At 63.9% G+C, this 23,320-nt stretch carries 16 protein-coding genes; 6 read left to right on the forward strand and 10 right to left on the reverse strand.

The features are described from left to right. Nucleotides 1–138: 138 nt before the first annotated feature. Both CK220_RS09510 and CK220_RS09515 read left to right on the forward strand, forming a co-directional pair. Entirely contained in the window at nucleotides 139–606 is a 468-nt protein-coding gene (locus tag CK220_RS09510; protein WP_067002526.1) for an Hsp20 family protein, read from the forward strand. A gap of 134 nt (nucleotides 607–740) precedes the next feature. Further along, nucleotides 741–1,493: a sulfite exporter TauE/SafE family protein gene (locus CK220_RS09515; RefSeq protein WP_095811290.1), complete on the forward strand. Its 753-nt coding sequence runs from the start codon at nucleotides 741–743 to the stop codon at nucleotides 1,491–1,493. Here the strand turns inward: CK220_RS09515 and CK220_RS09520 are convergent, their stop codons facing one another. After that, the gene (locus CK220_RS09520; protein ID WP_095811291.1) at nucleotides 1,494–2,546 is read right to left on the reverse strand and encodes a low specificity L-threonine aldolase; all 1,053 of its coding nucleotides are present in this window, start codon (nucleotides 2,544–2,546) and stop codon (nucleotides 1,494–1,496) included. Nucleotides 2,547–3,039: 493 nt separating this feature from the next. Between CK220_RS09520 and gltB the strand changes: the two genes are divergently transcribed. Both gltB and CK220_RS09530 read left to right on the forward strand, forming a co-directional pair. Further along, a complete protein-coding gene (gene gltB / locus CK220_RS09525; RefSeq protein WP_095811292.1) occupies nucleotides 3,040–7,758 on the forward strand; it encodes a glutamate synthase large subunit in 4,719 nt (1,572 codons plus the stop codon). A gap of 154 nt (nucleotides 7,759–7,912) precedes the next feature. Continuing rightward, nucleotides 7,913–9,367 carry a glutamate synthase subunit beta gene (locus tag CK220_RS09530; RefSeq protein ID WP_095811293.1) on the forward strand — a complete coding sequence of 485 codons (1,455 nt, stop codon included), beginning with the start codon at nucleotides 7,913–7,915 and terminating at the stop codon, nucleotides 9,365–9,367. 38 nt (nucleotides 9,368–9,405) lie between these two features. On the opposite strand, the gene CK220_RS09535 is transcribed toward CK220_RS09530, so the two are convergent. After that, nucleotides 9,406–10,620 (reverse strand): DUF459 domain-containing protein, encoded by a 1,215-nt coding sequence (locus CK220_RS09535; protein WP_095811294.1) that lies wholly within the window; start codon nucleotides 10,618–10,620, stop codon nucleotides 9,406–9,408. Nucleotides 10,621–10,736: 116 nt separating this feature from the next. Next, nucleotides 10,737–11,957 (reverse strand): lytic murein transglycosylase, encoded by a 1,221-nt coding sequence (locus CK220_RS09540; protein WP_095811295.1) that lies wholly within the window; start codon nucleotides 11,955–11,957, stop codon nucleotides 10,737–10,739. Between the two features lie 223 nt (nucleotides 11,958–12,180). On the opposite strand from CK220_RS09540, the gene galU reads away from it, so the two are divergent. Further along, nucleotides 12,181–13,086, forward strand: coding sequence for a UTP--glucose-1-phosphate uridylyltransferase GalU (gene galU / locus CK220_RS09545; RefSeq protein WP_095811296.1), 906 nt, complete (start codon nucleotides 12,181–12,183; stop codon nucleotides 13,084–13,086). A 67-nt stretch (nucleotides 13,087–13,153) separates the two neighbouring features. Here the strand turns inward: galU and CK220_RS09550 are convergent, their stop codons facing one another. Then, a complete protein-coding gene (locus CK220_RS09550) occupies nucleotides 13,154–14,944 on the reverse strand; it encodes an outer membrane beta-barrel protein (protein WP_095811473.1) in 1,791 nt (596 codons plus the stop codon). 160 nt (nucleotides 14,945–15,104) lie between these two features. Between CK220_RS09550 and CK220_RS09555 the strand changes: the two genes are divergently transcribed. Next, complete coding sequence (locus CK220_RS09555; RefSeq protein WP_095811474.1) at nucleotides 15,105–16,106, forward strand: KpsF/GutQ family sugar-phosphate isomerase; 1,002 nt, start codon at nucleotides 15,105–15,107, stop codon at nucleotides 16,104–16,106. A 66-nt stretch (nucleotides 16,107–16,172) separates the two neighbouring features. Here the strand turns inward: CK220_RS09555 and CK220_RS09560 are convergent, their stop codons facing one another. From CK220_RS09560 to CK220_RS09585, 6 genes are all read right to left on the reverse strand, one after another. Next, complete coding sequence (locus CK220_RS09560) at nucleotides 16,173–16,637, reverse strand: NfeD family protein (protein WP_095811297.1); 465 nt, start codon at nucleotides 16,635–16,637, stop codon at nucleotides 16,173–16,175. A 30-nt stretch (nucleotides 16,638–16,667) separates the two neighbouring features. Then, nucleotides 16,668–17,618, reverse strand: a complete 951-nt coding sequence (locus CK220_RS09565; RefSeq protein ID WP_095811298.1) for an SPFH domain-containing protein — start codon at nucleotides 17,616–17,618, stop codon at nucleotides 16,668–16,670. Nucleotides 17,619–17,753: 135 nt separating this feature from the next. Next, on the reverse strand, nucleotides 17,754–18,818 hold the full coding sequence (hemH, locus tag CK220_RS09570) for a ferrochelatase (protein WP_095811299.1): 1,065 nt from the start codon (nucleotides 18,816–18,818) through the stop codon (nucleotides 17,754–17,756). Between the two features lie 148 nt (nucleotides 18,819–18,966). After that, a complete protein-coding gene (locus tag CK220_RS09575; RefSeq protein ID WP_095811300.1) occupies nucleotides 18,967–21,054 on the reverse strand; it encodes a 5'-nucleotidase C-terminal domain-containing protein in 2,088 nt (695 codons plus the stop codon). Between the two features lie 191 nt (nucleotides 21,055–21,245). Continuing rightward, nucleotides 21,246–21,617 (reverse strand): hypothetical protein, encoded by a 372-nt coding sequence (locus tag CK220_RS09580; RefSeq protein ID WP_095811301.1) that lies wholly within the window; start codon nucleotides 21,615–21,617, stop codon nucleotides 21,246–21,248. 187 nt (nucleotides 21,618–21,804) lie between these two features. After that, a complete protein-coding gene (locus CK220_RS09585; RefSeq protein WP_095811302.1) occupies nucleotides 21,805–23,250 on the reverse strand; it encodes a homospermidine synthase in 1,446 nt (481 codons plus the stop codon). Nucleotides 23,251–23,320: the final 70 nt, after the last annotated feature.

Genomic DNA, 23,320 nt, shown 5'->3' on the forward strand with positions numbered 1-23,320 from the left:
TTCTTGAAATGGGCTTTTCCGCTTCCCAAATGGAGGTTGCGGCCGCCGATGTCGGGGCCGCTGGCCTATCCGGGACGCCTTTCGAGGGTTTCGTACCGGGTCAAACGCAAACCATGTTGCTCAACAGGAGAACACATCATGCGTCACGTTGATTTTTCCCCGCTTTATCGTTCGACCGTCGGTTTCGACCGGCTGTTCACCATGCTCGACACGCTCGGCCAGCCCGAAAGCGCGCAGACCTACCCGCCTTATAACATCGAGCGTACCGGCGAGAACGCCTATCGCATCTCGATGGCGGTTGCCGGCTTCTCGGAAGACGAGATCTCGATCGAGGCGCACCGCAATGTGCTGACCGTCAAGGGTGAGCGCAAGGAAGAGAACAACGGCGAGGGTTCGGAGCTGCTCTATCGCGGCATCGCTTCGCGCGCCTTCGAGCGTCGCTTCCAGCTCGCCGACCACGTTGAGGTGGAGGGCGCCACGCTGAAGAACGGCCTGCTCTTCGTCGACCTCAAGCGCAACATTCCGGAAGAGCTGAAGCCGCGCAAGATCGCGATCACCTCGTCTTCGGACAAGGCCAAGCAGATCGAGGCCAAGGCCGCCGCGTAAGCCGCGGGTTCCATGTTAAGAAACGTCTCCCTCCGAGACGAAAGCGGCGCCGAAGGGGGCGCCGCTTTTTTGTGCCATGAACATCGAATCGCTCTGGCTCTTTTGAAGCCGGCGTTGCCTGTTCATGAAGGGCGATGCCCGCTTTCTCCCTGTTCCTCACGTCAACAATCGTAGCCACTTTCCTGCTGGCGGGGATTGTCAAGGGTGTGACCGGCATGGGCCTGCCGACGCTGGCGATGGGATTGCTCGGCACGGTGATGCCGCCGGTCACCGCCGCCTCGCTGCTCATCGTGCCGTCTTTCGTCACCAATGTCTGGCAGCTCTTCGCCGGCCCGAGCTTTGCGTCGACCCTGCGACGGCTGTGGCTGATGATGGCCGGCATCGTGATCGGCACCGTGGCCGGCTCGCGGCTACTGGCCAGCGACAATGTCAAGTGGACGACCGCCGGTCTCGGCGCGGCATTGATCGTCCATGCCACCTACAGCCTGCTCGCAAGGCAGCCTGCGGTTCCGGCGAGAGCCGAGCGCTGGTCTTCGGCGGTCGTGGGCTTTCTCACCGGACTGGTCACCGGCGGCACCGGCGTCTTCGTGGTGCCCGCAGTGCCCTATATCCAGGCGCTTGGGTTGAGCCGGGACGATCTCATCCAGGCCCTCGGCCTTTCCTTCACCGTCTCCACGATCGCGCTGGCGCTGGGCCTTGCCTCGCATGGCGCCTTCGAGGTCGGGCACCTGGCGATGTCCTTGCTGGCCGTGCTGCCGGCCCTGCTCGGCATGTGGCTGGGACAGGTCCTGCGCCAGAAAATCAACGCGGCGACATTTCGCCGATGGTTTCTGGCGTTTTTGATCCTGCTCGGCCTCGAACTGTTGCTGCGGCCTTTCGTCGCCTGATCATTTTGAGAGCAGTTGGCCGAGACGGTCAATCTCTTGCGCGGTGGTGGCGAAGCTGGCGACGAAACGGTAGATCGCTTCCTTATCGCCGAGATGGCCATCGAAACCCTGCGGCACGCCCCATTCATAGAATTTGGCGCCGGCGGCCTGCAGCTTTTCGGCAACCGCGCGCTCGAAGATTGCGAACACTTCGTTGGCCTGCGGCAGCCAAGCGAGCTTGCCCGCCGGCGCGTCCTCGATCGTCTCGGCGAGATGTGCCGCCATCGCATTGGCATGCCGCGCCATCCTCAGCCAAAGGTCGTCGGTGAAATAGGCTTCGAATTGCGCCGAGATGAAACGCGCCTTGGAAAAGGTCTGTCCGGCGCGCTGGCGAAGCAGGCGCAGATCCTGGCCGACGTCCGGGTTGAAGACCACCACCGCGTCGGCCATCCAGCAACCGTTCTTGGTGCCGCCGAAGGAGATCAGGTCGACGCCGCTCCTCCATGTCATTTCCGCCGGCGTGACGTCGGTCGCGGCGATCGCATTGGCAAAGCGCGCGCCATCCATATGCAGCGGCAGCTTGTGCCTGCGGCTGACCTCGGCGATCGCCTTGACGTCGTCGACTGTGTAGACGGTGCCCACCTCGGTCGCCTGGGTGATCGTCACGGCCATCGGCTGGCCGGCCGGCGCAAGGTCCTGCGAATAGCGCTTGATGGCGCTGTCGAGAGCCTGCGGGTTGATGCGCCCCAGGGGACCCGCAACCGGCGCCGTACGAGCGCCGCCGGTGTAGAAGCCCATCGCGCCGAACTCGTCGACATTCATATGCGCTTCGGAATGACATAGGGCGATGCCGCCGATACGGTTCAACGCCGCCATCGAAAGCGCGTTGGCTGCGGTGCCGGTGGCGACGAAGAAGACCTGAACATCGCGCTCGAAGATCTCGCTGAAGCGGCTGTAGACGGCGCGGTCCAGGTCGCCATCGCCATAGGCGGTCGCGATGCCGGCTGCGTGGCGGGAAAGGTTCGCCGAAATGTCGGGATGGACGCCCGCCCAGTTGTCGGATGCAAAGAACATCGAGAGGTCCGTATGGTGATTGGCAGAAAGCGGCGCGACTTGACTGCTTTGGCGCCGAAAGAGCAAGGGCCAATCCTGGGCAAAGCGGTGAAGCCACCGGCGTTCCGTTGTGCTGCGACCGAAGCTTACATTTTTCGACATTGTCACGAAATTTTGTGTCGCGGCGCGGCCAAGATTTTTGTGAATCGGTCTTGTGCAGGTCCGCGAATTCTGTCATAAAAAATTTAGGACAGTAGTGCTGTCTTATTTTGTCGCACAAAACAGGCTGGACTGGCATATCATCGCTGCCATTCCGGCCATTGTCGCGAGCGGCGGGTAGACGGCTCCGCTCTGGCCTGTACGATACCGGATGCGAACCGGGCGTATGGCCGCATGGTTCGGCAAGAATTTCGCGAGACGTGCAGCAAGGATGAAGGGAAGCGTCGTGCTTCCCAAGGCAAACCAGCGCCCCCGAGGGAAATCACCGCCAGGGTGCGGAACGGAGGACAGGACGATGACGGAACTGACGCCATCTGCGATCAACGGCCAGGCCGCGCAGACGAAAGCGGCAGCCGTCAAAACTCGTACCACCGCCAATGGTTTGATCGCGCAAGGCCTCTACGATCCGCGCAACGAGCATGACGCCTGCGGCGTTGGCTTCATCGCCAACATGAAGGGCGTAAAGTCGCACCAGATCGTCGAGGACGGTCTGGCGATGCTGGAAAACCTCACCCATCGCGGCGCTGTCGGCGCCGATCCGCTGGTCGGCGACGGCGCAGGCGTGCTGGTGCAGATTCCGGATCGGTTCTTCCGCGACGAGATGGCGGCAAAGGGCGTCGAACTGCCGCCGGCCGGCCAGTACGGCGTCGGCCACTGGTTCATGCCGCAGGACGCAGCACTTCGCGCCCATATCGAGGACATCATCGCCGAGTCGGCCCAGTCCGAAGGGCTGCCGCTCATCGGCTTCCGCGATGTGCCGGTCGACAATTCGTCGCTGTCGAAGGCGCCGGAGATTGTCGCCTCCGAGCCGTTCCATCGCCAGGTGTTCATCGGCCGCACGGCCGACATTCCGGACGACGAGGAGTACGAGGCGAGACTCTACCTGCTGCGCAAGGTGATCTCGGGCCGCATCTATGCCGAGAACGACAACAAGGATGTCGGCGCTTATTGCGTGTCGCTGTCGGCGCGCACCATCGTCTACAAGGGCATGTTCCTCGCCTACCAGGTCGGCGCCTATTACAAGGACCTAAAAGATCCGCGCTTCGAGACGGCGCTGATCCTCGTCCACCAGCGCTTTTCGACCAACACCTTTCCGTCATGGAAGCTGGCGCATCCCTATCGCATGGTCGCGCATAACGGCGAGATCAACACGGTGCGCGGCAACAACAACTGGATGGCGGCGCGTCAGGCCTCGGTCGATTCCGAGCTGTTCGGCAACAACATCTCGAAGCTGTGGCCGATCTCCTATGAGGGCCAGTCCGACACGGCGTGCTTCGACAATGCGCTCGAATTCCTGTTCCAGGGTGGCTACAGCTTAAGCCACGCCATGATGATGCTGATCCCGGAAGCCTGGGCCGGCAACAAGCTCATGGACCAAGACCGCAAGGCGTTCTACGAATACCACGCCGCGCTGATGGAGCCGTGGGACGGGCCGGCGGCTGTGGTCTTTACCGACGGGCGCCAGATCGGCGCGACGCTCGACCGCAACGGCCTGCGCCCGGCGCGCTACATCGTTACCGACGACGACCGCGTCATCATGGCCTCGGAAGCCGGCGTGCTGCCGGTGCCAGAGGAAAAGATCGTGCAGAAGTGGCGGCTGCAGCCCGGCCGCATGCTTTTGATCGACCTTGCCAAGGGCCGCATCATCTCGGACGAGGAGATCAAGTCGGAAATCGCGAGCAAGCACCCTTATAAGACCTGGCTCGCCAACACGCAGTTGATCCTTGAAGAGCTGAAGCCGGTCGAGCCGCGAGCGCTGCGCAAGGATGTCAGCCTGCTCGATCGCCAGCAGGCCTTCGGCTACACGCAGGAAGACACCAAGCTTCTGATGGCGCCTATGGCCACCACCGGCCAGGAAGCGGTGGGCTCGATGGGCACGGATACGCCGATCTCGGCGATGTCGGACAAGTCGAAGCTGCTCTACACCTATTTCAAGCAGAACTTCGCCCAGGTCACCAATCCGCCGATCGACCCAATCCGCGAGGAACTGGTGATGAGCCTGGTGTCCTTCATCGGGCCGCGGCCGAACATTTTCGATCTCGTCGGCACGTCGCGCCGCAAGCGGCTTGAAGTGCGCCAGCCGATTCTCACCAACGGCGATCTCGAGAAGATCCGCTCCATCGGACACACCGAGGACCGTTTTGACACCAAGACGATCGACATCACCTACGGCTCGAACGAGGGCGCTGCCGGCATGCAGGGCGCCATCGACCGGCTCTGCGAGCGCGCCGAGGCGGCGGTAGCGGGCGGCTATAACATCATCATCCTGTCGGACCGCCAGGTCGGGCCGGACCGGATCGCCATTCCCGTGCTTCTCGCCACCGCGGCGGTGCACCATCACCTGATCCGCAAGGGCCTGCGCACCGCGGTAGGGCTGGTCGTCGAATCCGGCGAGCCCCGCGAGGTGCATCATTTCTGCTGCCTGGCCGGCTACGGCGCCGAGGCGATCAACCCTTATCTCGCCTTCGACACGCTGCTCGACATGCACAGGCGCGGCGAGCTGCCGGAGGAGGTCGACGAATACGAGGTCGTCTCCCGCTACATCAAGTCGATCGGCAAGGGCATCCTCAAGGTGATGTCCAAGATGGGCATCTCGACTTACCAGTCCTATTGCGGCGCGCAGATCTTCGACGCGATCGGGCTGAAGTCGGACTTCGTCGAGAAGTACTTCACCGGCACCGCGACGCTGATCGAGGGCGTCGGGCTGGACGAGATCGCCACCGAGACACTCAGCCGCCATACCGATGCCTTCGGCAATGACCCGGTGCTGCGCAATAATCTCGAGGTCGGCGGCGAATACATGTACCGCATGCGCGGCGAGGCGCATATGTGGTCGCCGGATGCGGTCGCCAGCCTGCAGCATTCCGTGCGCCAGGGCTCCTGGGACACGTTCAAGGAGTATTCGGCGCAGATCGACAGCGCGACCGCGCGCGCCCAGACCATCCGCGGCCTGTTCAAGATCAAGCTGGCGGAAGAGACCGGCCGCAAGAAGGTCGGGCTCGAAGACGTCATGCCGGCGGCCGAGATCGTCAAGCGCTTCTCGACCGGGGCGATGTCCTTCGGCTCGATCTCCCGGGAAGCGCACACCACGCTGGCGCGCGCGATGAACGCCATCGGCGGCAAGTCGAACACCGGCGAGGGCGGCGAAGAGGCCGACCGTTATCTGCCGCTGCCCGGCGGCGGCAAGAACCCGGAACGCTCGGCAATCAAGCAGGTCGCGTCGGGGCGATTCGGCGTGACCGCGGAGTATCTGGTCAATTCCGATGTCATGCAGATCAAGGTGGCCCAAGGCGCCAAGCCCGGCGAGGGCGGTCAGTTGCCCGGACACAAGGTCGACGCCACCATCGCCAAGGTCAGGCACTCGACCCCCGGTGTTGGCCTGATCTCGCCGCCGCCGCATCACGACATCTATTCGATCGAGGATCTGGCGCAGCTGATATACGACCTGAAGAACGTCAATCCGGCGGCCGATGTGTCGGTCAAGCTGGTGTCGGAGGTCGGCGTCGGCACGGTTGCGGCGGGCGTCGCCAAGGCGCGCGCCGATCACATCACGATCTCCGGTTATGACGGCGGCACCGGCGCTTCGCCGCTGACCTCGCTCAAGCATGCCGGCAGCCCGTGGGAAATGGGCCTCGCCGAGACGCATCAGACCCTGGTGCTCAACGGCTTGCGCTCCCGCGTGGCGCTGCAGGTAGACGGCGGGTTGCGCACCGGACGCGACGTCATCATTGGCGCGCTGCTCGGCGCCGACGAGTTCGGCTTCTCGACAGCGCCGCTGATCGCGGCCGGCTGCATCATGATGCGCAAGTGCCACCTGAACACCTGCCCGGTAGGCGTGGCGACGCAGGACCCGGTGCTGCGCAAGCGCTTCAAGGGCACGCCGGAGCACGTCATCAACTTCTTCTTCTACGTGGCGGAGGAGGTGCGCGCGCTGCTCGCCGAAATGGGCTTCACCCATCTCGACCAGATCATCGGCGACACCGACCTTCTGGAGAAGCGCGACGTGATCCAGCACTGGAAGGCGCGCGGGCTCGACTTCTCGAAGATGTTCTTCAAGCCCGACGCGCCGCACGAGGCGCTGCACTGGACCGAGCGGCAGAAGCATCCGATCGACGACGTGCTCGACCGCAAGCTGATCGAGCTGGCAAAGCCGGCGCTCGAAGCCAAGCAGCCGGTCAGCATCGAGCTGCCGATCCGCAATGTCGACCGCTCTGCCGGCGCGATGCTGTCGGGCGAAGTCGCCAAGCGCTTCAAGCACAAAGGGCTGCGCGAGGACACGATCCAGGTCAAGCTCACCGGCACGGCCGGCCAGTCGTTCGGTGCGTTTCTCGCGCGCGGCGTTTCCTTCGAGCTGGTCGGCGCCGGCAATGATTATGTCGGCAAGGGCCTGTCGGGCGGCCGCATCGTCATCCGGCCGCCGGAAGAGGCCAAGATCGTCGCGGCTGACTCCATCATCGTCGGCAATACGGTGCTCTATGGCGCGACCGAGGGCGAGGCCTATTTCGCCGGTGTCGCCGGCGAGCGCTTCGCGGTGCGCAATTCCGGCGTGGCCGCCGTCGTCGAAGGCGTCGGCGACCATGGCTGCGAATACATGACCGGCGGCATCGTCGTCGTCATCGGCAAAACGGGCCGCAACTTCGCCGCCGGCATGTCGGGCGGCGTCGCCTATGTGCTCGACGAGAAAGGCGATTTCGCCGAGCGCTGCAATATGGCGATGGTCGAGCTGGAGCCCGTTCCGGAAGAGGACGACCTGATGGAGAAGCTGCTCCATCACGGCGGCGACCTCGACCATAAGGGCCGCGTCGACGTCTCCGGAGACATGACCAGCCACGACGAGGAGCGGCTCTATCAGCTGATCTCGAACCACGTCCATTACACGGGCTCGGTGCGCGGCCGCGAGATCCTCGACAATTGGGCAAGCTTCCGGCCGAAGTTCCGAAAAATCATGCCGGTGGAATATCGCCGGGCGCTGATCGAGATGGAACGCATGCGCATGAGCGTGGCGGCGGAATAGGCTTCGGGCACGGCCGGGGAGATAATCGCCCGGCCGGCATCCTCACCAACAATCCTGACCTCGGACCAAGGTTGCCACGGCGGCCTTAAGGGGTTAACGGGTGCGCCGACAAGCTAGACTTTCGAGCGTGCCTTCGGACAGCAGGGACTGGACTATGGGCAAGGTAACAGGGTTTCTCGAAATCGACCGGCAGGTGCACAAGTACCAGCCCGCCTCGGATCGCATCCGGCATTTCCGCGAATTCACGCTGCCGATGTCGGACAAGGAGGTCGAGAAACAGGCCGCGCGCTGCATGGATTGCGGCATCCCGTTCTGCCATGGGCCGACCGGCTGCCCGATCCACAACCAGATTCCGGACTGGAACGACCTCGTCTACAACGGCGACTGGGACAGCGCGATCCGCAACCTGCATTCGACCAACAATTTCCCCGAGTTCACCGGCCGCATCTGCCCGGCGCCTTGCGAGGAAGCCTGCACGCTGAACCTCGAGGACATTCCGGTCGCCATCAAAACGGTCGAGCAGGCGATCGCAGACAAGGCCTATGAGACCGGCCACATCCGGCCCTACCCGCCGGAAAGGAAGACCGGCAAGCGGGTCGCCGTCATCGGCTCCGGGCCGGCCGGCATGGCCGCCGCCCAGCAGCTCGGCCGCGCCGGCCACGATGTGCATGTCTATGAGCGCGAGAGCCGGCCGGGCGGGCTGATGCGCTACGGCATTCCCGACTTCAAGATCGAGAAGCATTACATCGATCGCCGCATCGAGCAGATGCAGGGCGAGGGCGTGAGCTTCCATTGCGGCGTCAATGTCGGCCTCGACAAGCCGGTTGCCGAGCTCCTCGCCGAGCACGACGCCGTGCTCTATTGCGGTGGCTCGGAAACGCCGCGCCCGGCCAACATTCCGGGCGAGGATCTCAGCGGTGTCTATGATGCCATGCCGTATCTCGTGCAGCAGAACCGCCGCGTCGGCGGCGAGCCGATCCAATCGGTGGCCTGGCCGTCACATCCGATCATCGCCGGCGGCCAGCATGTCGTCGTCGTCGGCGGCGGCGACACCGCGTCCGACTGCATCGGCACCGCCTTCCGGCAAGGCGCGGTGCGTGTGACGCAGCTCGACATCCGTCCGCAGCCGCCGGAGAAGGAAGACAAGCTCGCGGTTTGGCCTTACTGGGCGACGAAGATGCGCACGTCTTCCTCGCAGGCCGAGGGCGTGGAGCGCGAATTCCAGGTGGCGACCCTCGAATTCATCGGCGAGGATGGCCAGCTGACCGGCGTCCGCTGCTGCGAGGTCGATGAGAAGCGCAAGCCGATCGCCGGCACCGAGTTCGTCATCCGCGCCGATCTCGCCTTCATCGCCATCGGCTTTGCCGGTCCGGCGAATGACGGCGTGATGAAGGAGCTGGACGGCGAGATAAAGGTGGTCACCGACAGCCGCCGCTCGCGAAACGTCGAGGCCAACGACCGCGACTACAGAACCAGCATCGACAGGCTCTATGCCGCGGGCGACGTCCGCCGCGGCCAGTCGCTGGTGGTGTGGGCGATCCGCGAAGGCCGCCAGGCGGCGCGCGCGATCGACGAGGCGCTGATGGGGTCTAGCGTACTCCCCCGCTGAGTCCACCTGCAGCCACGATAGGCTCTTCCGTTGCGGCCCTACCGACGCACCGCTGTCGTGGTCTCCGACGAAGCGGTCGGCGTCTTCGGCGGCCAGGAAAAATCGTCGGCTCGGCCGGGCGAGGCGGCCGGCGCCTTGCCCTCGACGGTCAGCTTTCCGCCGGGCAGCTTCGGATCGGCCTTGGCCGGCGGTGCGGCACCCAGCAGCTCGGTGCCACCGTCGAGCGCGGGGTCGCTGAGCAGCATCGGCGCGGTGCGGTCGACGATGACAGGAGCCGCGGCAGGCTTCGACGCCTCGACCGGAGCGCCCGCCGGCGCGGAAACCGTGGTGACGCTTCCGGGTGCCGCCAGCCCGAGGATCTTGGCCAGCGGCTTTTCGGTATAGAACGCAAGCTTGCGCTTGCCGGCCTTGGTCACGTTGATGCCGTCGTCGGAGCGCAGGCGCACCGGCTGGCCGTTGATGTCGGGACCTGAGGTGACGAAGGCGCCGTTCTCGTCGACGAAGCCGTCCCAGACGTCGACGAACTCGCCGCCATGGGTCTGTGCGGCCGAATGATAGATGTCGTTGAAGGCGAGCATGTCCGAGGTCATCTTCGCCGCGCCGAACGCCGGCATGCCGACCCACAGGAACGGCACCTTTGCATCTTGAATGGCCTTGCCCAGTGCATCGGTGCGGCGCTCGTATTCCTTGGTCCAGTTCTCGGAGCGCGGCTGCTCGCGCACGTCGCCGACGCGCATCTGCTGGCGGTCGTTGGAGCCAAGCATGACCACCACGACGGACGGCTTCTCCGTCTCGAGCAGCGACTTGATCTCGACCGGCCAGTTGTAGAAATCGTCACGCACGAAGCCCGACGAGCCGTTGCTGCGCGAAACGATCCTGACGGCCGGATTGTCGGCAAAAGCGACGTCCAGACCCTCGGCGAGCCCGCCCGCCAGGAAATCGCCGACCACCAGCACGACGCGCGCATCCGGCGACTTTTCGACGACCGGCGCCTCCGGCTCGGCCGGCGGGCGCGGCTTGGGTTTTTTGGCCTTCGGCTTCGGCCTCACCGGCTGGACATTGGCAGGGGGTTCAATGCGCTCGCTGCGGCGCGGGAAAAGAAGATCGCGCAGCGACCAGCCGCGGCTTCCGTCTTCCTGCGCGAAAGCCGGGGTATGAAAGACGCTTGAGCCGGCGAGGGCAAGCACGGCGATGGCCAGGACGAGAATCGGCAGGCGGCGAACGATCAGCCAGACACGCGCGACCGTAACCAATGAAAGTCTCCATCCCTTGGCGCATGACAACGCAAAAAGTCGGCAAGTCATGCGCAGGCCGAAGCGCTACAGCATCCTTTCCGCTTTTGAAAGGATGCTTCACGCCATGGGCGGCCCTATTGCTTCCGGAGCCATTTCAGCACTTCCAGGCTCGGATAGCCATCCTGGGTCAAGCCGACCTTCGCCTGGTAGGCCATGATGGCGGCCTTCGACCCCTCGCCGATCTTGCCGTCGAACTTGCCGTCATAATAGCCGTGCTCGGAAAGCCGCTTCTGCAGTTCCTGCCGTTGCTCGAAGCTGAGCTTGGTGAAAGGCCGCTGCCAGTCCTGCATAAGGCCTGTGCCACCCGCGATTTCGTCAGCGAGCAGGCCGACGGCCAAAGCATATTTGTCGGCATTGTTGTAGGCCTTGATGACCGAGAAATTCCTGATCATCAGGAAGGCCGGTCCGCCCCTGCCGTCCGGCACCTTCAGCGTCGCCTTGTCGCTCAGGTTCCTGAACGGCTTGCCGTTGGCCCTCGCAACCCCGAGCGCCTGCCACTGCGCCAGCGTCTTCGATCCGGCGGGCAGCTTGCCCGGCGGCAAGGTCACTTCATAGCCCCAGGTCTTGCCGGCCTGCCAGCCATTCTTCCTGAGCAGGTTCGCGGCAGTAGCCAGCGCGTCGGGTATCGAATTCCAGATGTCGCGCCGGCCATTGCCGTCCATGTCCACCGCGTAGTGCTGATAGCTGGTCGGGATGAACTGCGTCTGACCCATCGCGCCCGCCCAGGAACCCATCAGATGGCTTTCGTCTATGTCGCCGGTCTGCAGGATCTTCAGCGCCGCGATCAGCTGGGTACGGGCATATTTCGACCGCTTCGGGTCGCCATAGGCAAGGGTCGCCAGCGAACGGATGACATTGCGCATGATGTCATCGCGCTTGAGGATCTCGCCATAGTTCGATTCCATCGACCAGATGGCGAGAAGGATATTGCGATCGACGCCGAACCGCGCCTCGATCCGATCCAGCCACGGCTTCCATTTGCGCGCCATTGCCTGACCGTTGGTCACCGACTGGTCATGCACGCGGTTGTCGAAATAATCCCAGGCGGGGGCGGTGAATTCCGGCTGGGTGCGGGCCTTTTCCAGCACGACCGGGTCGGGCTCGATGCCTCTCATTGCCCTGTCGTAGACTGCGCCGGAAACGCCGCCCGAAACCGCGGTGGCACGGAAGCCCGCGACCCACTGGCGGAAACCCGCATCGGCGAAAGCGGGTCCGGCGGGCATCAGAAAGGCAAGCGTGAGGCCCACGGCCGTCACAAGTGCCGTCAGGCGCCTTGCGCTGTTGCGAACGGACATCCTTTTCCTCCTTCATCAAATTAGGAAGGATCATTCAACGCCGAACCCGGTTAGTATTTAGTTTACCATAGGTGCCACTAGGAACGAAAAGAGAGGTCGGTGCTTTAACTTTCGATTTTCAGGCCAGCCGCTCGGGTAATTCAACATTCCGGCGCGAAAATGTTCGGGGGGATTGCGGAGCGGATCGCCGCGCGGATAATGGGCTCAAACGGATGGGTGGAGCATGAAGCGAGTTCGCAAGGCAGTTTTCCCGGTCGCCGGTCTCGGCACACGGTTTCTTCCGGCCACCAAGGCCATTCCGAAGGAGATGCTGACGGTCGTCGACCGGCCGGTCATTCAGTATGTGGTGGACGAGGCGCGCGACGCCGGCATCGAGCATTTCATTTTCGTGACCGGGCGCAACAAGGCGGTCATCGAGGATCACTTCGACCTCCAGTTCGAGCTCTACGACACGCTCGCCCAGCGCGGCAAGGACGACCAGCTCGCCCGCCTGCAGCGGCTGCAGCCAGCGCCGGGCCAGACCAGCTTCACCCGCCAGCAGGTGCCGATGGGGCTTGGCCATGCCGTCTGGTGCGCGCGTGAACTGGTCGGTGACGAACCGTTCGCGCTGCTTTTGCCCGACATGATCATGCAGTCGGAAAAAAGCTGCATGAAGGACATGGTCGAACTCTATGCCGAGACCGGCAACAACATCATCGCCGTCCAGGACTGCGACCCGGCCGAGGCCCATAAATACGGCATCGTCGGCCGTGGCGAGAACACCCATCACGGCTTCCGCATCACCGGCATGGTGGAAAAGCCGAAGGCGGGCACGGCGCCCTCCAATCTCTTCATCAACGGGCGCTATATCCTGCAGCCGGAGATTTTCGGCATCCTCGAAAGCCAGGAGCGCGGCGCCGGCAACGAGATCCAGCTGACGGATGCGATGCTGAAGCTGGAGAAGCAGCAGCCCTTCTATGGCTATCACTATAAGGGTCGCACCTTCGACTGCGGCTCGCCGGAAGGCTTCGTCGAGGCCAATGTCGCCTTCGCGCTCTGGCGCAGCGACATGAATGCGAGCATGGCCGGGGTCATCCGCACGCTGCTGGACGAAGTGCGGCCGACGGAGCGGATCGGCGCCGCTTCCTAGGTGTTGGCCAAGCGGCGCGGATCCTTGGGATCTGCGCGTCACCCGCTGGCGCGAGGATGACGGAGCGTCAGCGCTGCACCTTCAGGCCGAGATAGACGCTGTTGGCGACATAGTCGCGACCGGGAAGGTTGCTGGTGAGCTTCTCCGTCCTGACTCTTGTGGTGAGGCCGGCGTAGCGGTTCAGCCACCAGGTCAGGCCGGCCTCGGCGCTCAGGATCAGATCGTGGCCATCGGAACCGGTGTAGTCGCGCCAATCGAGCCCGAGCGCAGAATTCGCCGTCAGGTTGGCGCGGACCTGCCGCTCGCCGGTGAGCCGCCCGGAATACAGGAGGTCGCCGCTCTCGTTAGCGGTGGTCGTGGTCTCGATGGTGGTTCTTCCGGTCAGCCCGATGATGGTGCCGCGCTCGGGCGACCATTTGAGGTCGGCGTTGACGTAGGGCCCGGCAATAGCCGGCAGACGGTCGTCATCGATGCCTTCGCGCAGCCATCCGACGGAGAACTCGCCGGAGAGCTTGTCGCGCATGTCGAGCTCCAGGCCGGCGCGCGCGCCGAGCCGCGTCGAGGAGCGCTCGAAACCGTTGCCGTCGAGGCGCAGATCGTAGACCCGCCGGCCGGCTTCCACCTCAACGAATGGCGTCATGGCCGGCGAGACCTGGTAGCCGGTACGCAAGGTCGCAGAGTAGAGTGTGGAGTCGCGATCCTTCAGCGACAAGACGGTGCCATCCGAAAGCTTGGCGTCGCCGTAGAAGTCATGCGTGACCGCGCCGGTCAGCGCGTAGCGCATCTTGCCGACATCCTTCTCGATGCCGAGGCTACCGTCCATGGTCTGCCGCAGCGGCTGCGAGGTGACGCCGGCAATCGCATCCGGCGAGGACGCCGATTCCGGCACCGCTTCATAGCCGAGCTTGGCGATGGCGCGCAGCTCATTGTCGAGGTCGACATTGAGCTGGCCTTCGATCCGGCCCTGCGCATCGTTGATCTTCTGGCCCGAAAGCGTGTTGCGAAAAAGGCCGTAGCCGTTGATCAGCGCTGAATTCTCGCGCCAGTCCCAGGTGGCGGAGAAACGCAGCGCGGTTTCGGACAGCACAGCCGACCTGCCGCCGGCGCTGGCATCGGCATTGGAAGTCGCGGTGAGGCCTTGCTCGAGTGTGGGACGAAAGACAAAGGTTCCGAGCTTGATGCCGGGGGCGGCGAAGGGATCGTCCTCCAGCTTCACTTTCTGGCCGTCGATCGATCCTGTGCGCTCCGCGCCGGGATCGAGCTTCTGCCGGTCGACGCTGTCGATGGTGACGGCGCGGCGGTTCGCCCCGTCATCCTCGGTGGCCGCCGTATCGGCTTGATCGCCGGTGGCGGCCTTGGCCGTGCTGTCGGTCGTCTGGTCAGGCTTCTTCTTGGCCTTTTTCTTGTCGGCCGCTTTGGCGTCGCTTTTCGCCTTGGCATCGGCTGCGCGCTGCCTGGCAGTCGAAGGCCGGCGTGGCGCGGCCGCTGTCTGATTGTCGGCGAAGGGGTCGTCGGTGGCTTGCGGCTGGTCGAAGATGCTCGCCGCCGCGCCCCCGGTCTGGTCCTCGTCGGGCACCGCGCCTGGGCTTGCCGGCTCATAAGGATTTGCGAGCGTCTGGTCCTCAGCCGCCTGGGCCGCCGGAGCCGCTTGATCCAGCGATCCTTGCGCGCGCAATTGTCTCGCCTTGCGCTGCTGGTCGGCCAGGATTGCCGATTCGGAGACCTCGCCGCGCAGCTCGGTTTCCTGCGAAAATGCCGGCACGGTGCGCAGCAAGGCAAGAACGCTTGCCGTCAGCAAAAGCGCTGCAACGGCAATGCCCTTCCGACCCCTTTTTGTATCTGGCTCGCCCCCGGACATCATCACCACTGCTTGCGCGGCGCAGGCGCGCCATACTTATCGGACCGTAAATGCGGATGGTTAACGGAGGGTTGAAACAGGCCAATTGCACTGTCCGCGACGCACGCGAAACGGGAATTCCGTTGGACAGGCGGGCGACATGGCGCTAATGGCATCTGCCATGCACGCGGGATCCTCAGAAAGAAAGCAGCCGGACAGGCAGGCAGCGATTGAATCGGCGCTGAGAACGGTGGCGACGGAGCAGGCCGGCATGGCCGCGCTTGCAGCCGCTCTCGGCAACGGCTTGTCCGAACCATTCGCAGCCGCAGTGGATGCCATCTCGCGCATTGAAGGCCGCGTCATCGTCACCGGCGTCGGCAAGAGCGGCCATATCGGCTCAAAGATCGCAGCGACGCTCGCCTCGACCGGCACGCCCGCCTTTTTTGTCCATCCGGCCGAGGCCAATCACGGCGATCTCGGCATGATCGCCAGGGACGACGCCATCATCGCCATGTCATGGTCGGGCGAGAGCAAGGAACTGATGGGCATCGTCGCCTATTCCAGGCGCTTTTCGATCCCGCTGATCGCCATCACCTCGGGTGAGAATTCGGCGCTGGCGCGCGCCGCGGACGTCGTGCTGTTGCTGCCGGCCGCACCGGAGGCATGTCCGCACGGGCTGGCGCCGACGACATCGGCGCTGCTGCAACTGGTCATGGGCGATGCGCTGGCGATCGCGCTGCTCGAGGCGCGCGGCTTCACGCCGGACCATTTCCGCACCTTCCATCCCGGTGGCCAGCTCGGCGCCAACCTGATGCAACTGCGCGAGATCATGCATGTCGGCGAGCGGCTGCCGCTGGTGCCGTCGGGCACGGGAATGCGTGAAGCGATCGTCCAGCTGTCGCGCAAGGGTTTTGGCTGCGTGGCGATCACCGGCGCCGACGGTGCGCTGATCGGCATCATCACCGACGGCGACATCCGCCGCCACATTGCCGATGATCTTCTGTCGATGAACGTCGATCAGGTGATGACAAAGAAGCCGAAGACGGCTGCCCCCGACACGCTCGTGGCGACGGCGCTGCAGACGATCAATACATCGGCCATCACCAGTCTGATGGTGGTCGAGGCCGATCGCCCCGTGGGGCTCGTGCATCTGCACGATCTGCTGCGCATCGGCGCCGCCTGAGATGGGCGAGACTCAGGATACGCAGGCCTGATTCCCAAACGGCTTCAGAATAGGAAATCCGCAAACTCAGACGGCCTCTACCGTCAGCTCCAGATCGGTATCTGCCGCGCCCGTCACGCGAACCTGTGTGCCGGCTGGCAGGTCCGGGCCGGAGACGCGCCACAGCGTGTCCCCCAGCCTGATGCGGCCGCGGCCGTTCTGGATCGGTTCGGAGAGCGTCGCCGTGCGGCCGACCATCTGGGCGCCGCGGCGGTTGAGCAGTGGTTGGTCAGCGTTGACGCTGCGATCGCCTACCACCTTTTTGCCGACGAAGGCCGAGACCAACGACAGCACCAGGAAGGCAAGGACCTGAACCTGCCAGGTCCAGAAGGCAGCGTCCCAGACCAGCAGCGATATCGCGCCAATGATCAGGGCCGCGATGCCGATCCACAGCATGAACACGCCTGGCGCCACGATTTCCATCACCAGGAGCACGAAGCCGAGGACCATCCAGTTCCACGGGCCGAGTTCCGATACGATGCGCTCGATCATTGACCTTCTCCCCACCCAGACGGCATCGGATCAGTTATCGCTCGGCCGCACGAGCGGCGGGCGCGCGCCCTGACGCTGCGCGCCGGAAGGCCCGTCATTCCTGAAGACTTCCCTGGCGATCTCGCCGATACCGCCCAGCGACCCGATCAGCGACGAGGCCTCCAGCGGCATCAGCACGATCTTGTTATTGCTGGACGAGCCGATCTTGGCCAGCGCCTCGGTGTATTTCTGGGCGATGAAGTAGTTGATCGCCTGCACGTCGCCCTTGGCGATGGCTTCCGACACCACCTGCGTCGCCTTGGCCTCGGCCTCCGCCGAGCGCTCGCGCGCTTCGGCGTCGCGGAAGGCGGCTTCCCTGCGGCCCTCGGCCTCGAGGATCTGCGACTGTTTCAAGCCTTCGGCGGCGAGGATCTGGGCGCGCTTGTCGCGCTCGGCCATCATCTGGCGCCCCATCGATTCCACAAGATTGGCCGGCGGGTTGATATCCTTGATCTCGACGCGGGTGATCTTGATGCCCCACGGATGCGCCGCCTCGTCGACGACGCGCAGCAGGCGCTCGTTGATGGCGTCGCGGTTGGAGAGCAACTCGTCGAGGTCCATCGAACCCATGACGGTGCGGATGTTGGTCATGGTCAGGTTGAGGATGGCGTTCTGCAGACCGGAGACCTGGTAGGCGGCCTGCGCCGCGTTGAGGATCTGGAAGAAGGCGATCCCGTCGACGCCGACTATGGCGTTGTCGCGGGTGATGATTTCCTGGCTCGGAACATCGAGCACCTGTTCCATCATATTCATCTTGGCGCCGATGCGCTCGAAGATCGGGTTTATGATGTTGAGGCCAGGCGTCAGCGTCTTGGTGTAGCGGCCGAAACGCTCCACCGTGTAGTTGTAACCTTGCGGCACCGTCTTGATGCCTTTGAAAAGAAGGATGATGACGAGAAAGACAAGAACAATGATGGCGATATCGAAACCGCTGAAGCCCATTTCGTTTCTCCCTCAAAGGCGGCGACCTCACGGAATCACTTAAGTGTGTTTCCGCAACGTTACAATCAGGTGATCATGAATATTGGTTAGCGGAGGCTTTTGCGCACCGGTTTCAAGGCCTGTCGGTGAAGCCCGTCACACCCAGCCGCCCAACTCGCGCCGCACCAGCGCCTCGATCACCGCCATGCCCTCGGCGCTGTCGTTGAGGCAAGGTATGTGGGCGAAGTTCTTGCCGCCGGCATGGTGGAATGTCTCGGCGGCCTCGCGGCCGATCTCGTCCAGCGTCTCGATGCAGTCGACGGAAAAACCCGGATTGACGACCGCGATCGATCTGACGCCGTCCTTCGCCAGCTTCTCGACAGTGACGTCGGTGTAGGGCTGCAGCCATTCCTGGGCGCCGAAGCGCGACTGGAAGGTGGTGATGAGCTTCGTCTCGTCCCAGCCGAGCCTTGCCCTGAGCAGCCGCGTCGTCTCGAGGCAATGCGCCTGGTAAGGGTCACCCTTGTCCGAATAGGGTTTCGGGATGCCGTGGTAGGAGGTGATCACCACCTCCGGCGCGAAATCGAGCGTCGCCAGGTTTTGCTCGATCGAACGGGCGAGCGCGTGGATATAGACCGGCTCGTCATAATAGGGCGGCACGCTGCGGATCGCCGGCGCTTGCCTGATCTTCATCAGCGCCCGGAACAGCTGGTCGTTCGCGGTCGCCGTCGTCGTCGCCGAATATTGCGGATAGAGCGGAAAGGTGAGGATGCGCTCGCAGCCCTGCTCGACCAGCCGGCCGACGACGCTGCCGGTCGAGGGATTGCCGTAGCGCATGGCCCAGTCGACCACGACGTCCGACAGGTCAGCAAGCGCAACGGCGAGCTTCTCCGCCTGCGAGCGGGTGAAGGTGCGCAGCGGCGACTCGTTCTTCTCCCGGTTCCAGATCCTGGCGTAGTTGGCGCCGGACTTTGTCGGCCGCGTTGTGAGAACCAGTCCGTAGAGGATCGGATACCAGATCGCCTTGTTGAGCTCGATGACGCGCGGATCGGAGAGGAATTCTCTGAGATAGCGCCACATCGGATTGAAATCGGTGCCGTCGGGTGTGCCGAGATTGATCAGCATGATGCCGATCTTGCCCGCCTTCACCGGCGCGGCACCCGCCGGCGCCGGACCGGCGGTCTTGGCGGCTTTCGCATCGGCAGGATTGGCAAGCGTCATCGACGGTCTCCGGTTGTCGGCGCGAAAACTAGCGATGCCGTGTCGATTTTGGAATGCTGCGTCTGGACGCACCTTACCGCGTTTGCGTCGGAAAACGGAACACCCCGCCCGGTCCCCCGGACGGGTGCCATGAATTTCCGGCGAAAGGTTACTTTGCGGCCGGCGGAATGGTCAGCGTTGCGCCGAGCGGCAGACGGCGCGGCCTGTAGTCCTTGTTGGCCTCGGAGATCAGCTTCCACTTGCTACCGTCGCCATAGTTTTTCTTGGCCAGATCCCAGTAGGTGTCGCCGGCGGCAACCACATGGCTGGTCTCTGGGCTGGTCTCCGGACCGGTTGCGGCCGGCTTAGCCTCGGCAGGCGCTGTCTCGGCCGGCTTGGCGGGTTCGGTCGCAGGGGCGACGGTCGCCGGGGCAGTCTCGGCAGGTTTTGCTGTCTCCGACGTTGCCGGTGCCGTCTCGGCCGGAACGGCCGGCGGCGTCCCGGCGATGTCGCCGGAATTGGACGGCAAAGCCGGCATGGCAGGCTCGCTGGTCGCCGGTGCTGTCTCGGCCGGCTTCGCGGGTTGGGCAGCAGGCGCCGTCGTGGCCGTCTCGGCAGGTTTTGCCGGCTCTGCTGCCGCTGTCGTCGCGCCGATCTCGGTGATGCGGCCGTCAAGCTTCGGCGTGTAGGGCCGATGCGCGCCAAGATAGTCGGCCACCACCTGCTCCAGGCCCGGGCCATAGTCATAGGCGTCCGTGGCCTTTTCGGCGAAGACCTTGTAGCCGTCGCCGCCCTGACGGACATAGTTGTTGGTGGCAACGAGATACTGCTTGTCCGGGTTGATCGGCACCCAGGCGCCGTCCTCCATCACCTCGACCGATTTGACGCGGCCGGCATTGGGGGCGACCGACTTGTCGAAGGAGTATTTCAAGCCGGCGACCTGCGGGAAGCGCCCGGCGCCATCCTCGACCTGGCTGAGGCCGCTTTCCAGGCCGGCCACCAAATCCTTGCCGGAAATCTTGAAGGTCGCCAGCGTGTTCTGGAAGGGCAGCACGGTCAGCACCTCGCCCATGGTCACGACACCCTGGTCGATCGAGGCGCGCAGGCCGCCGCCGTTCGAGATGACGATCTCGACGCCCTGGCCCTTGACGCGATCGAGGATGGCGTCCGAGACGAGATTGCCCATCTCGCATTCGCGGGTGCGGCAGCTTTCACGACTGCCATCGATCGGCTTGGTGGTCTCGGCCACTTCCTTGTTCTTCAGCGCCTCGATCGGTGCGCCGAGCTCCTTGATGCGGGCGAGAACGGCAGGATCCGGCGTGATCGACTTGTCGAGGTAGATCGGGTCGCCGCTGGCTTCCTTGACGACGCCGTTGTCGTCGAACACGACCTTGAACTCGCCGAGATATTTCGAATAGGAGGCCGCCTGCACCACCGGCACCTTGTAGCCGTCGGGGTTGTCGACCATCGTCGGGTAGGGGCCCGCCGCCTTCGGATCGGTATTGGACAGGAGCGTGTGGCTGTGGCCGCCGACCACCACGTCGATGCCCGGAATCTTGGCGATCACATCGCGCTCGCGGTTGTAGCCGATATGGGTGACGGCGATGATCTTGTTGACGCCTTCTCCCTTCAGCTTCTCGACCTCGGCAGTGATCGACTTGACGTCGTCCTGGATGGCGATGTTGGGGCCGGGCGAGGCGAGCTCCGGCGTGTCGTTGGTAACGGCGCCGACGATGCCGATCTTCTGACCGCCGACCTCGACCACGATCGACGGCTTGATCTTGCCCGCGGCGCCGGACTTGTCGTTGGGCACGACGTTGGCGCTGACCACCGGGAACTTCGCCTTGTCGAGGTAAGGCACCAGCGCGCTTTCGCCGTCGTCGAACTCATGATTGCCGAGCGTCACCGCGTCGGGCTTGAGCTGGTTGAGGAATTCCTCCTCCGCCGCTCCCTTGTAGGTGATGTAGAACAGCGATCCCTGGAAGCTGTCGCCCGCGTTGAGCAGCAGCACGTTCTGACCTTCGAGCTTCTTGCGCTCCTGGGCGATCGCGGTGACCAGCCGGCCGGCGCCGCCAATGCACTCGCCTTTGGTCTCCTCCTCCGCGGAACATGTCGACTCGTATTTGTTATTGCCTTCGATGCGGCTATGCCAATCGTTGAAATGCAGGATGTTCAGCGTGTAGTCGGCAAAAGATGCTCCGGCCGACAGGCCAAGTGCTGATGCGGACAGGGCGGCAATGGCGGCAAATTTCTTCATTCTCGTCTCCCGGGATGAGCTGACCTGAAGTGCTTCAAGCCCTCGCTTGACTGGAAGATAACAGGCAGCTTCGGGTCATGTTCACATCGCGTTTTGGCCGATGCAAGCGGAAATCGGGAGGAGGTTTGCCGGCACAAAAAAGGACGGCGGCTCGCGCCGCCATCCTCAACATAATCGATCTTTGTCTGCGCTCAGGCCCGGCGCGTTAGCACGAAATTCTGACCACTGGCGCTGGTACAGTTGAGCTGGCTGGTAGAGACCATCAGGCAGTTGAAGCTGACCGGCGTCTGGCGGATCAGCGAGGTGCCGTGGATCTCGACCGAGGTCGCGCCAGTCATGGTGTAGCTGCCCTCGGACAGCTTCTGGCCGGTATCGGTCGCGACGGTGGTGAAGCTGCCGGCTGCGAAAGTCGACAGCCCGGTGCCTTTGGCGTCGATCCAGTTGCCCTCGACGCCCTTGGGCGCCGCTCCGATCGGCTCGGAGGGGCCGGTGGTGGTGCAGGCGGCAGCGGCCAGAAGGCTTGCCGCGGCGCCCGCCGAAAGCAATTTGCGCGCAATGGTCATTTGAAATCCTCTCCTCTCGCATCGGCCCGAAAATCGCCTTCCGATTTTCGGAAAGCACGATGCGTGCATTCAAAGTGCTAGAGCGTACTTTGTGCGTCCGAAGGGACGCACTTCGCTCTAGGCCGCCCGTCTTCAATCGCCCGATTTCCGGGCGATTGCAAGGTGGAGACGCGGGTAGGCTTGGCCGCTATCGCGCCAGGATGTTGCGGAACTGCCACGCATCGTCCCTGTCCAGATCCTCGGGGAAAAGCCCCGGGCGATTATCGAGCGGCGTCCAGTCGGTGTAGTAGCCCCTGACTGGCCCGAGATACGGAAACTGCACCTCCAGGCAGCGTCGATAATCCATCTCGTCGGCCTCAACGATGCCGGCCATCGGGTTTTCCAACGCCCAGACCATGCCTGCGAGCACCGCCGAGGTGACCTGCAGGCCGGTGGCGTTCTGGTAAGGCGCCAGCTTGCGAGCCTCGGCCAGCGACAGCTGCGAGCCGTACCAATAGGCGTTCTTGGCATGGCCGTAGAGCAGCACGCCGAGCTCGTCGACGCCGTCGACCAGCTCGTTCTCGTCGAGCACGTGATGCACTGGTTGCGCCTTGCCGGCGGCGCCGAACATCTCGTGCAGCGACAGCACCGCATCGTTGCAGGGGTGATAGGCATAATGGCAGGTCGGGCGATACTGAACCTTGCCCTTCTTGCCGCGCACGGTGAAGAAATCGGCGATCGAGATCGCCTCGTTGTGGGTCACCAGGAAGCCGTATTGCGGGCCGGGCGTCGGGCACCAGGAGCGCACGCGCGTGTTGGCGCCCGGCTGCTCCAGATAGATCGCCGCCTGCGAGCCGTGCTTGTGCTTCTTGCCGTTCTTCGGCATCCAGGTCTCATGCGTGCCCCAGCCGAGTTCGGCCGGCTGCAGGCCTTCCGAGATGAAACCCTCGACCGACCAGGTGTTCCAGAACACATCCATCGGCTTCGGCTTCTTGGTGCGCTGGGTATCGCGCTCGGCGATGTGGATGCCCTTGACGCCGGCCTTCTTCATCAGCTTTGCCCAGCCCTCGCGGTCGTGCTCCGCCGGTACCACAAACTCGAGCCCGAGATCGGTGGCGAGGTTGACCAGCGCCTGCTTGACGAACCAGGAGACCATGCCGGGATTGGCTCCGCAGCAGGAGATCGCCGTGGTGCCGCCGGGGGCCTTCTCCTTCTCCTGGCGCACGCTCTCGCGCAGCGCATAATTGGTGCGCGAGGCATTGTCGGCCTTGTCGTCGAAATAGAAGCCGAGCCACGGCTCGACCACCGTGTCGATATAGAGCACGCCGAACTTGCGGCAGAGCTTCATCAATTCGAGCGAGGAGGTGTCGACCGACAGGTTGACGCACATGCCCTGGCCGCCGCCATTGGTGAGAAGCGGGGTCAGAAGCTTCTTGTAGTTCTTCCTGGTCACCGCGTCCTGAACGAAGGTGATGCCGCGCTCGTCGAGCAGCTTGCGGTCGCTGTCACGCGGGTCGATAACCACCATACGCGACTTGTCGAACTTGAAATGGCGTTCGATCAGCGGCAGCGTTCCCCGTCCGATCGAGCCGAAGCCAATCATCACGACAGGGCCGGTGATTTCACCGTAAACGGGCCAGTTCTCATTCGCCATTTTTTCGCACACTCCTTCAAACACGGGAAAGTTCGGCATTTTTCGCCGGTAGCCGTACACCACAGATCAT

The sequence above is a fragment of the Mesorhizobium sp. WSM3860 genome (assembly GCF_002294995.1).
In the GTDB taxonomy this organism is placed as follows: domain Bacteria; phylum Pseudomonadota; class Alphaproteobacteria; order Rhizobiales; family Rhizobiaceae; genus Mesorhizobium.

Coding starts and splice junctions, on each gene's coding strand:
- CK220_RS09510 (WP_067002526.1), top strand. CDS start 139: ATGCGTCACGTTGATTTTTCCCCGCTTTATCGTTCGACCGTCGGTTTC.
- CK220_RS09515 (WP_095811290.1), top strand. CDS start 741: ATGCCCGCTTTCTCCCTGTTCCTCACGTCAACAATCGTAGCCACTTTC.
- CK220_RS09520 (WP_095811291.1), bottom strand. CDS start 2,546: ATGTTCTTTGCATCCGACAACTGGGCGGGCGTCCATCCCGACATTTCG.
- gltB (WP_095811292.1), top strand. CDS start 3,040: ATGACGGAACTGACGCCATCTGCGATCAACGGCCAGGCCGCGCAGACG.
- CK220_RS09530 (WP_095811293.1), top strand. CDS start 7,913: ATGGGCAAGGTAACAGGGTTTCTCGAAATCGACCGGCAGGTGCACAAG.
- CK220_RS09540 (WP_095811295.1), bottom strand. CDS start 11,957: ATGTCCGTTCGCAACAGCGCAAGGCGCCTGACGGCACTTGTGACGGCC.
- galU (WP_095811296.1), top strand. CDS start 12,181: ATGAAGCGAGTTCGCAAGGCAGTTTTCCCGGTCGCCGGTCTCGGCACA.
- CK220_RS09550 (WP_095811473.1), bottom strand. CDS start 14,944: ATGTCCGGGGGCGAGCCAGATACAAAAAGGGGTCGGAAGGGCATTGCC.
- CK220_RS09555 (WP_095811474.1), top strand. CDS start 15,105: ATGCACGCGGGATCCTCAGAAAGAAAGCAGCCGGACAGGCAGGCAGCG.
- CK220_RS09560 (WP_095811297.1), bottom strand. CDS start 16,637: ATGATCGAGCGCATCGTATCGGAACTCGGCCCGTGGAACTGGATGGTC.
- CK220_RS09565 (WP_095811298.1), bottom strand. CDS start 17,618: ATGGGCTTCAGCGGTTTCGATATCGCCATCATTGTTCTTGTCTTTCTC.
- hemH (WP_095811299.1), bottom strand. CDS start 18,818: ATGACGCTTGCCAATCCTGCCGATGCGAAAGCCGCCAAGACCGCCGGT.
- CK220_RS09575 (WP_095811300.1), bottom strand. CDS start 21,054: ATGAAGAAATTTGCCGCCATTGCCGCCCTGTCCGCATCAGCACTTGGC.
- CK220_RS09580 (WP_095811301.1), bottom strand. CDS start 21,617: ATGACCATTGCGCGCAAATTGCTTTCGGCGGGCGCCGCGGCAAGCCTT.
- CK220_RS09585 (WP_095811302.1), bottom strand. CDS start 23,250: ATGGCGAATGAGAACTGGCCCGTTTACGGTGAAATCACCGGCCCTGTC.